Below are 8,790 nucleotides of genomic sequence, written 5' to 3'. Positions count from 1 at the left end.
GTGCCCGTCGGCGATGCGAACTTCCGCGTCACCGCGCCGATCGCCACGCGCGAGGTTCGCGCCATCGCGCGCCTCACCGATGGCAGCCTCGCCCTGATCCTGGCCGACGCCCGATGGCTGACCGTCCGCGAGGCGCCGCCGGCCCTGGTCGCGCACCTGAAGGCAGCCGGCGCCAGCGCGGGCTGACCCCCTGCGGTCATCTGGCGGCGGGCGAATGCTGCCGGCACACTCGGCGGCGTGAACCAGCCGACCTTCCACAGTCTCAACCGATGGGACAAGCGGCTGGTCCGCGCTGTCGGGCGCGCCTACCGGCAGAACGGCGCCGAGGGCACGCTGGAGCCGCAGGCGTGGTTCCGCATCCGCGACGCCTACCTTGCCGCCGGGGGCGACCCGGCCATCGCCGCCACGGAGCCCAACGTCATCCTGGCCACGCTGGCGCGGGTCTATCCGGCATGGCTGCATGAGACGGCCATGGACGCGGAGCAGCCGCACCGGCGCCAGGAGCGCGAAGCGCGGCATGGCCGGAGCCTGGATCGCCTGCGCGCTGTGGTGGGCGAATGGGCGCAGGGCGAGCCGTTGGTCAGGATGGTGTGGCTGATCGGCTCGCGGGCGGTGGGCGACCCCTATCCCGGCAGCGATGTGGACCTCGTGTTGAGCCTGTCCTCAGACCCGGCGGTGGTGGCGCAGGGGGCGCAGGGGCGGGGGGCCGTGCTGACCCTGATGCGCCAGGATCGCCGCGAGGCGTGGCAGGCGGCGCTTCAGGAGCGCATCGCCCAGGAGGTGCAGGTCCTTGTGCTGTTCCGGGACAACGACATCGTGCGCGATGCGGTGAAGCGGGAGGGCGTCTGCCTCTACCGGCGGCGGGCGGCGCCAGGGCTGCGCAAGGCGCCCTAGGCCCCCCCAGGCAACCAGGGCAGGGCAAGCAGCCCCAGGCGCGCCCACAGGCCCCCCAGGCGCCCACAGGCGCCGGGGGGCGCCCCCAGGGCGGCGGGCGGGCGCCAGGGCGCCCCCCAGGCCCACCCAGGGCGGCCCAGGGCGGCTCCCTACGCCGGGCGGGCCTCCCTACGCCTGGGGCTGTAGGCGGCGGCCCGGCTGTAGGCGGGGCTGTAGGCAGACCGCGCACCGCTGCGGCGAAAATCCCGCGATCTGAGGCGCATAGGGCGGAAAGGCAGAACGCCACCCCATCCGCCAGTTTCCCCGTTGCTCGCACCCCTACGCCGCGTCTCGCCCTGGCGCGCGAGGGCTCACGTCTGGCCGGCCAGCGTCGAGCCAAGCAACCCCATCGACATCAGCGCCCAGTCATTCAGCACGTGGGCGCCGGTGGAGACCCATAGGTTCTTGGTGATGATCCAAGGCAGCGTGAGCACCAATCGGGCGGTGCCGATGATCACGATGCACTGCACCAGGTTCCAGCCATAGGTGGGCAGGTGGGCCAGGCCGAACAGCAGGGCCGACAGCAGCCAGGCGCCGACGATGGCACCCCGGCGGCTGGCGCCGAAGCGTCGGGTGAACAGGGTCAGCAACGCGAGGAACGGGAGGATCGAGATGACTTCCTCCCCGAGCAGTTGCAGCGCGATCTTGACGAGAAACAGCACTCGACCGGCCGTATCCAGTCCGACGACCGATGCGATGGCGGCGTTGGCCTCGACCTCGACGAACGCCGTCACCACGGCGCCGACGCACAGCGTGACGACGATGTTGAGCAACGCGAACAGGACCATCCACTTGATCTCGCGCCCGGACACCCGTCCGAACAGCGCCCGCCAGGCGCTGCCCGCAACGAAGGCAAGCGCCCCGAGTGGAATGACGAACAGCAGGATGGCCGGCACGAAACCGCCCACCATGCCGCCCGGCCAGGCGAACGGCAGCGCGACCGACATGAAGCCGACGCCCACGGCGGCCATGACGAGCAGCCACTGCCATGCCGTCAGGGCCACCGGCTGGCCGCGGAAATAGGGAAAGTCGCGGCCCGGGTCTTCCAGCCAGGCAAAGCGGCCGCCGTCCTCGGTCGTACTCACTCTGGAAGCGTTCATCGGTCGGTTCTTCATGCGGGGTGGCGGTTGACCTGCGGACCGCGGCGGCCCGGTGCCGACGCGTCATGGTTTCTCTGCTGACGCCAATTCAGCATTCATCGCCGCCGTCGACACCATGCCAAGCGGCACCCCGCGCCGGTTCCCCCCGCGAACCCCCACGCGCCACCCCTGACCGCCCATCGCGCAGCCCGCCCGGCGGATCACCCGTCCGCCCCGCGCGCGAGCACCGGCAGCCGCAGCGTGGCGGCAAGGCCGCCGGCGGCGGATGGCCCCAGCTCCAGGACGCCGCCGTGGATCTCCGCGAGATCCGCGACGATCGCCAGCCCCAGCCCGGTGCCTGGAATCGCCTCGTCGAGCCGCGTCCCGCGCCGCAGGGCAGCCTCGCGCTGCTCCGCCGCAAGCCCCGGGCCGTCGTCGCCGACGCCGATGACGACGACGCCATCGGCCATGGCCACCGACACCTCCACCCGGCGCCGTGCCCATTTGCACGCATTCTCCATGAGGTTGCCGAGCATCTCCGTCAGGTCCTGCGGGTCCACGCGCAGCCGCGCCGCGGCGTCGCCCGCCACGGCGATGACGATGCCGCGCTCGCCGAGGAGGCGCCGCAGCGCCGACGCCACCTCCTCCGCCACCGCCAGCGGCGCGACGGTGGGCGCGGCGCTCGCCGCGACCCGCGCCGCGGTCCGCGCGCGGGCGAGGTGATGGTGGACCAGCCGCTCGAGCGCCGCGGCCTGCGCGCGCGCGGCGGCGACGTCCGGCGCGCCGCCCTCCAGCGCGTTGCGCAGCACCGCGAGCGGCGTCTTCAGCGCGTGGGCGAGGTTGCCGACATGCGTGCGCGCGCGCTCGACCGTGGCGCGGTTGCCCGCGATCAGCGCATCCACTTCCGAGACCAGTGGCGCCAATTCGCTCGGCGCGTCGAGCGCGAGCCGCTCCCGCGTGCCGGCGCGCACCTCGGCCAGCGCGCGGCGGATGCGCCGAAGCGGCGCGAGCCCCGCGACCACCGTCGCCACGACGCCGCCCACCAGCCCGATGCCCAGCACCGCGAAGGCCGCCAGCAGGACCGTGCGCAGGCGCGCGATCTCGGCCTCGGTCGCGCCGCGCGACAGCGCCACCGCGACATGCGCGGGGGCCGCGGCGCCCGGCAGCATCACGTCGCGCTCGGCCAGGCGCAGCCTTTCCCCGCGCGGGCCGGGGGTGTCGCGCAGCAGCACGCCCGCATGGCCCGCGCTCGCCGGGGCCAGCGCCTGGTCCCACAGCGACCGGGATGTCGCGACGGCGCCGTCCGACGCGGTGACCTGCCAGTAGGCGCCGGAGAAGGGGCGCTCGAAATCGGCGCCGGCCGGCGCGCGCGCCACGACGATGCGCCCCGCCGCGTCGAGCGCGGTCGCCGCGACCGCCGCGTCCAGCAACCCCTCGTGCCGCGCGTCGAAGGCGGCCTCGACCTGGCGCAGGGCGATGCCGGTGACGAACCACGACGCGGCGCCGAGCCCGGCTGCGACCCACAGCCCCGCGGCGAGGCCGAGCCGCAGCGCCAGGGACCGCGGCGGCCTCATGACGGCGCAACCAGCCGGTAGCCCTGGCCGCGCAGCGTCTCGATCGCGCCGTCGCCGAGCTTCCGGCGCAGCCGCCCCACCATCACCTCCAGCGTGTTGCTGTCGCGGTCGAAATCCTGGGCATAGAGATGCTCGGTCAGCTCGGTCTTCGACACCACCTGCCCGGCACGCAGCGCAAGGTAGGACAGCAGCCGGTATTCCAGCCCGGTCAGCCGCACCGCCTGCCCATCCAGCGTGACGCGCTGCCCGGCGGTGTCCACCAGCAGCCGCCCGAGCGCGATCTCCGGCCGGCTGCGCCCATGCGCGCGGCGCACCAGGGCCTGGATGCGCGCCACAAGCTCCGGCATCGCGAAGGGCTTGGTCAGGTAGTCGTCGGCGCCGGCGTTCAGCCCGGCGACCTTCTCGCTCCAGCCGTCGCGCGCGGTCAGGATCAGCACCGGCATGTCGCGCCCCGCCGCGCGCCAGCGGCGCAGCACGGATGCGCCGTCGAGCCGCGGCAGGCCGAGGTCCAGCACCACCGCGTCGTAGGGCTCGGTATCGCCCAGGAAATGGCCTTCCTCCCCGTCCGCGGCGTGGTCCGCGACGAAGCCCGCCTCGGCCAGCGCGGCGACGAGCTGGCCGGCGAGGGCGGCGTGGTCCTCGACCACCAGCACGCGCATCAGGGCCGTTCCTGGACGGGCCCGCGGCTGCGCAGCAGGGCCCCCGTGGCGGCGTCGAACTTCAGCTCGAAGACGCGGCCGGAGGGTGGGAGGACCTTCACCTCGTAGACCCAGCGGCCGTCGTCGCGCTCGAGCTCCGTCTCGATGACCGTGCCGAGGTAGCGGCGCTCGACCTCGGCCAGCAGCGCGGCGAGGGGGCGGATCTCCCCGGCGGCGAGCGCGGCGCGCGCGCGTTCGTGGTCGCGCCGCCCATCGGCGCGGGCCGTGGCGGGCAGGGCGGCGAGGAAGGGCAGGAGGAGGAGGGCGCGGCGCATCCTGGCAGGCTCGTCGATCCAGGCTGAACCGCGGCTGAACGGGTCGGTCAGCGCCGGTTCAGGCAGGCGGGCCGAGGATGCGCCCCATTGCGGATCCACCGCAATCCGAAGCCATGGAGAGATCCTCATGACCACCTTCCGCCCCGCCGCCGCCCTCGCCTTCGCGCTGGCCGCCGCGGTTCCCTTCGCGCCCGCCTTCGCTTCCTCCGGCGAGCGCGATGGCCGCGAGACCCGCCGCGTCGAGGAGAGCCGCGCCCTCGCCGCCGCGCCGGTCGATGCCGCGGCCGCCATCGCCGCCGTCCGCGCGGCCGGCCACGGCCCGGTGCGCGGGATCGAGTGGGAGCGCGGCCGCTGGGAGGTGAAGACGATCGACGCCCAGGGCCGCCGCGCCACCTTCAACGTCGACGCGGCCAGCGGCGCCGTCACCCCGCGCGGTCGCTGAAGCAGGGAGCCCCGGTGATGACGACGGATGACGGGATGCGGCCCCATGGCGCGGTCACCCGCGCCATCCACTGGGGCACCGCGCTGCTGGTGCTGTCGGCCTGGGTGGTCGGCAGCACCATGGAGGAGTTCCCCCGCGGCGGTGGCCGCGAACTGGCGATGCAGATCCACTATAGCCTCGGCGTGCTGGTGCTCGGCTTCGCGGCGCTGCGCGTCGCGTGGCGCGCCGTCTCCCCGCCGCCGCCGCCCGAGGGGGCGGCGTGGCAGCGCCTCGCCGCGCGGGGGATGCACCTTGCGCTGATCCTGCTGACGGTCGGGCTGCCGCTGACCGGGTTGTTCGACCGCTGGGCGCGCGGGCGCGCGGTCACGGTCTTCGGCGGCATCCCGCTGCCGGCGCCGTTCGCGCTGCCGGGTGGGCGGCTGTGGGGGGAGGCGCATGAGGTGCTCGCCAACCTGCTCCTCGTTGCCGTCGCGGCCCATGTGCTGGCGGCGCTGTGGCATCAGTTCGTGCTGAGGGACCGCGCGCTGACCCGCATGCTGCCGGGCCGCTAGGGCGATATCCGATCGGCCGCAGGCGGCCGGTCGGATTTCCCGCGCCGGAAACGATCGCGCCCCGGCGCCGGGGCATTCGCGGCCGAAGGGCGAAGCATGCCATGCTGCGCGCGAGGCCCATGACCATGGCAGCCGATGCAGCCCGCCCCGCGGGCGATCCCGAGCCGACCGGCGCGACCCCGGTCTTCGTCGCGCGCGGCCTGTGCAAGAGCTACGGCAGCGGCGACGCCACGGTCCATGCGCTGCGCGACCTCGACCTCGACATCATGCCCGGGGAGTTCGTCGTGCTGCTCGGCCCCTCGGGGTCCGGCAAGTCGACGCTGCTGAACATCCTCGGCGGGCTCGACGCGCCGAGCGCGGGCCGCGCCGCCTGGCGCGACCATGAGCTGAGTGGCGCGGACGAGGCGGCGCTGACGGCCTATCGCCGCGACCATGTCGGCTTCGTCTTCCAGTTCTACAACCTGATCCCGAGCCTCACCGCGCGCGAGAATGTCGAGCTCGTCGCCGAGATCGCGCGCGACCCGATGCGGCCGGAGGAAGCGCTCGCGCTGGTCGGGCTGTCGCACCGGCTCGACCACTTCCCAGGCCAGCTCTCGGGCGGGGAGCAGCAGCGCGTCGCGGTGGCGCGCGCCATCGTCAAGCGGCCCGACGCGCTGCTGTGCGACGAGCCGACCGGCGCGCTCGACGTCGAGACGGGCAAGATCGTGCTCTCGGCGATCGCGCGGGCGAACCGGGACGTCGGCGCGACCACGGTCGTCATCACCCACAACGCGGCGATTGCCGGCATGGCGGACCGCGTGCTGCGCATGGGCGGCGGGCGGATCGTGTCGATCGAGGCCAATCCGCGGCGCCGCCCGCCCGAGGACCTGGTCTGGTGAAGGTGCTGGACCGCAAGGTGCTGCGCGACGCCTGGGCGCTGCGCGGCCAGGTCCTGACCATCGCGCTCCTGGTCGGCGCCGGCGTCGCGGTGCTGGTGATGTCGGTCAGCAGCTTCCTCTCGCTGCGGGCGGCGCAGCGGGCCTTCTACGCGGAAAGCCGCTTCGCGGATGTCTTCGCCGAGGTGAAGCGCACGCCGCGCGCGCTGCTCGCGCGCATCGCCGAGATCCCGGGCGTGGCGCTGGCCGAGGCGCGCGTCGGCGGCGAGGCCCGCATCGACTGGCCGGGCGCGGAAGTGCCGGTCGCCGGCCGCGTCCTGTCGTTGCCGGCCGGCGGCGGGCAGCCGGAACTCAACCGGCTGCGGCTGCTCGCCGGCCGCCTGCCGGAACCCACCCGCCACGACGAGGCGGTGATCCACGCGGCCTTCGCCGAAGCCTGGGGCGTGCGCCCGGGCGACGAGATCGCCGCCGTGCTCAATGGCCGGCGCGAACGCTTCCGCATCGCCGGCATCGCCCATTCGCCGGAATTCGTCTTCACTTCCCGCCCCGGCAACCCGCTGCCGGACGACCGCGGCTTCGTCGTGCTCTGGCTGGGGGAGGAAGCGGCGGCGCGCGCCTTCGACATGCGCGGCGCCTTCAACGAGCTGGCGCTGACGCTCGCCCCGGGCGGGTCGGAAGCGGCGGTCGTCGCGGAGCTCGACCTGCTGCTGCGGCCCTGGGGCGGCCGCGGCGCGCATGGCCGGCGCGACCAGCCATCGCACCGCTTCCTCGAGGACGAGCTGGCCGAGCAGCGCACCCTCGCCGTCACCGTGCCGCTGGTCTTCTTCGGCATCGCCGCCTTCCTGCTGAACGTGGTGCTGGGCCGGATGGTGGAGGCGCAGCGCGAGCAGGTCGCGGCGCTGAAGGCGCTCGGCTACCCGTCCTTCCCGATCGCCGCCCACTACGCGAAGTTCGTCGCCGTCATCTGCCTGCTCGGCTCGGCGCTCGGCATCGCGGCGGGCGCCTGGATGGGCGCGGGCATGCTCGGCAACTACCGGCCCTTCTTCCGCTTCCCGGAGATGCCCTACCTGCTGCCGGCCTGGCTGCCGCTGCTCGGCGCCGCGGCCAGCTTCGCGGTGGCGCTGCTCGGCGTGCTCGCCGCGCTGCTGCGGATCCTGCGCCTGCCGGCGGCCGAGGGCCTGCGCCCGCCGCGCCCGGCCAGCTTCGGCGGGGCCGGGCTCGGCGCCTGGGGCCGGCGCGTCGGGGCGCGGGCGAAGATCCCGCTGCGCGGCCTGCTCGGCCGCCCGCTGCGCACCGCGCTGACCGTGCTCGGCATCGCGCTGGCGGTGCCGATGGTGGTGCTCGGCCTGTTCTGGTGGGACGCGATGGACAGCATGGTCGAGCTGCAGTTCGACCGGATCGAGCGCGGCGACGCCTTCGTGGCGCTCACCGACCCGCGCCCCTCCCGCGCCGTGCGGGAGATGGCGCGCCTGCCCGGCGTGCTGGCGGCCGAGGGGCAGCGCATCGTGCCGGTGCGGCTGCGCGCCGCCCAGCGCAGCCGGCTCCTCGCCGTCACCGGCCTGCCCGAGGACGCGGAGCTGCGCGTGCCGCGGGATGCCGCCCTCCGCCCCGTGCCGATCCCGCCGCAGGGCCTCGCGCTCAGCCGGCGGCTGGCCGAGCGGCTCGGCGTGCGGGAGGGCGACATGGTGCAGGTCGAGGTGCTGGAGGGCGCGCGCCGCGTCCACGACCTGCCGGTGGCCGCGCTGGTCGAGGACATCATCGGCTTCAGCGCGCTGATGGAGATCGGCGCGCTCAACCGGCTGATGCGGGAGGACGACCTCGTCTCCCACGTCGCGCTGCGCGTCGACCCGGCGGCGGCGCAGGCGCTGTGGGCGCTGCTGGCGGAACGCCCGCGGGTCGCGGCCACCAGCGTGAAGGCGGTCTGGCTGCGCGTCTTCGACGAGGTGATCGCCGGCCTGGTGCTGACCAGCGCCGTGACGCTGACGGGATTCGGCGTCATCATCGCTGTCGGCGTTGTCTACAACAGCGCGCGCGTCGCGCTGCAGGAACGGGGCTGGGAGATGGCGAGCCTCAGGGTGCTCGGCTTCACGCGGCAGGAGGTGGCGCGCATCCTGCTCGCGGAACTGGCGGTGGCCGCGCTCGTCGCGGTGCCGCTCGGGCTGGTCCTGGCGCGCTGGATCGTCGGGCTGATCCTGGGCGCGCGGGACAACGAAAGCTTCGACGTCCCGCCCGCCATAAGCGCGGCCACCTTCGCGACCGCGGCGCTGGTGGTGCTGGGCGCGGCCTTCGCCAGCGCGGTCGCCGTGCGGCGGCGCATCGACCGGCTCGACCTGGTCGCCGCGCTGAAGGCGAGGGACTGAGCG

The 8,790-nt window shown here is 74.7% G+C and carries 10 protein-coding genes; 6 read left to right on the top strand and 4 right to left on the bottom strand.

The features are described 5' to 3' along the window. Together J5Y09_RS14820 and J5Y09_RS24785 are read left to right on the top strand one after the other, a co-directional pair. On the top strand, positions 1–186 hold a 186-nt coding region (locus J5Y09_RS14820; RefSeq protein ID WP_209352577.1), incomplete at its 5' end, for a hypothetical protein. Positions 187–237: 51 nt separating this feature from the next. Further along, positions 238–894, top strand: coding sequence for a hypothetical protein (locus J5Y09_RS24785; RefSeq protein ID WP_209352576.1), 657 nt, complete (start codon positions 238–240; stop codon positions 892–894). Between the two features lie 350 nt (positions 895–1,244). Here the strand turns inward: J5Y09_RS24785 and J5Y09_RS24780 are convergent, their stop codons facing one another. From J5Y09_RS24780 to J5Y09_RS14795, 4 genes are all read right to left on the bottom strand, one after another. Further along, the gene (locus J5Y09_RS24780; protein ID WP_209352575.1) at positions 1,245–2,018 is read right to left on the bottom strand and encodes a CPBP family intramembrane glutamic endopeptidase; all 774 of its coding nucleotides are present in this window, start codon (positions 2,016–2,018) and stop codon (positions 1,245–1,247) included. A 215-nt stretch (positions 2,019–2,233) separates the two neighbouring features. Then, positions 2,234–3,586 carry a sensor histidine kinase gene (locus tag J5Y09_RS14805; RefSeq protein WP_209352574.1) on the bottom strand — a complete coding sequence of 451 codons (1,353 nt, stop codon included), beginning with the start codon at positions 3,584–3,586 and terminating at the stop codon, positions 2,234–2,236. Further along, positions 3,583–4,245 carry a response regulator gene (locus tag J5Y09_RS14800; RefSeq protein ID WP_209352573.1) on the bottom strand — a complete coding sequence of 221 codons (663 nt, stop codon included), beginning with the start codon at positions 4,243–4,245 and terminating at the stop codon, positions 3,583–3,585. Before J5Y09_RS14800 ends, J5Y09_RS14805 begins: the two co-directional genes overlap by 4 nt. Then, complete coding sequence (locus tag J5Y09_RS14795) at positions 4,245–4,559, bottom strand: PepSY domain-containing protein (protein WP_209352572.1); 315 nt, start codon at positions 4,557–4,559, stop codon at positions 4,245–4,247. The genes J5Y09_RS14800 and J5Y09_RS14795 overlap by 1 nt, the downstream gene beginning before the upstream one ends. 127 nt (positions 4,560–4,686) lie before the next feature. Between J5Y09_RS14795 and J5Y09_RS14790 the strand changes: the two genes are divergently transcribed. From J5Y09_RS14790 to J5Y09_RS14775, 4 genes are all read left to right on the top strand, one after another. Further along, a complete protein-coding gene (locus J5Y09_RS14790) occupies positions 4,687–5,001 on the top strand; it encodes a PepSY domain-containing protein (RefSeq protein ID WP_209352571.1) in 315 nt (104 codons plus the stop codon). Positions 5,002–5,018: 17 nt separating this feature from the next. After that, positions 5,019–5,552, top strand: a complete 534-nt coding sequence (locus J5Y09_RS14785; RefSeq protein ID WP_209352570.1) for a cytochrome b — start codon at positions 5,019–5,021, stop codon at positions 5,550–5,552. Between the two features lie 125 nt (positions 5,553–5,677). Next, positions 5,678–6,430, top strand: a complete 753-nt coding sequence (locus J5Y09_RS14780) for an ABC transporter ATP-binding protein (RefSeq protein ID WP_209352569.1) — start codon at positions 5,678–5,680, stop codon at positions 6,428–6,430. Further along, positions 6,427–8,787, top strand: a complete 2,361-nt coding sequence (locus J5Y09_RS14775) for an ABC transporter permease (RefSeq protein ID WP_209352568.1) — start codon at positions 6,427–6,429, stop codon at positions 8,785–8,787. Before J5Y09_RS14780 ends, J5Y09_RS14775 begins: the two co-directional genes overlap by 4 nt. Positions 8,788–8,790 lie beyond the last annotated feature (3 nt).

The organism is Roseomonas nitratireducens (assembly GCF_017813355.1).
Classification (GTDB): Bacteria; Pseudomonadota; Alphaproteobacteria; order Acetobacterales; family Acetobacteraceae; genus Neoroseomonas; species Neoroseomonas nitratireducens.
This window is presented reverse-complemented; position numbering and strand designations above follow the sequence as displayed.

Excerpts from the sequence above, each read along its gene's own strand:
- J5Y09_RS14785 (WP_209352570.1), top strand. The coding sequence starts at position 5,019 with ATGACGACGGATGACGGGATGCGGCCCCATGGCGCGGTCACCCGCGCC.
- J5Y09_RS14795 (WP_209352572.1), bottom strand. The coding sequence starts at position 4,559 with ATGCGCCGCGCCCTCCTCCTCCTGCCCTTCCTCGCCGCCCTGCCCGCC.
- J5Y09_RS14780 (WP_209352569.1), top strand. The coding sequence starts at position 5,678 with ATGGCAGCCGATGCAGCCCGCCCCGCGGGCGATCCCGAGCCGACCGGC.
- J5Y09_RS14790 (WP_209352571.1), top strand. The coding sequence starts at position 4,687 with ATGACCACCTTCCGCCCCGCCGCCGCCCTCGCCTTCGCGCTGGCCGCC.
- J5Y09_RS14805 (WP_209352574.1), bottom strand. The coding sequence starts at position 3,586 with ATGAGGCCGCCGCGGTCCCTGGCGCTGCGGCTCGGCCTCGCCGCGGGG.
- J5Y09_RS14800 (WP_209352573.1), bottom strand. The coding sequence starts at position 4,245 with ATGCGCGTGCTGGTGGTCGAGGACCACGCCGCCCTCGCCGGCCAGCTC.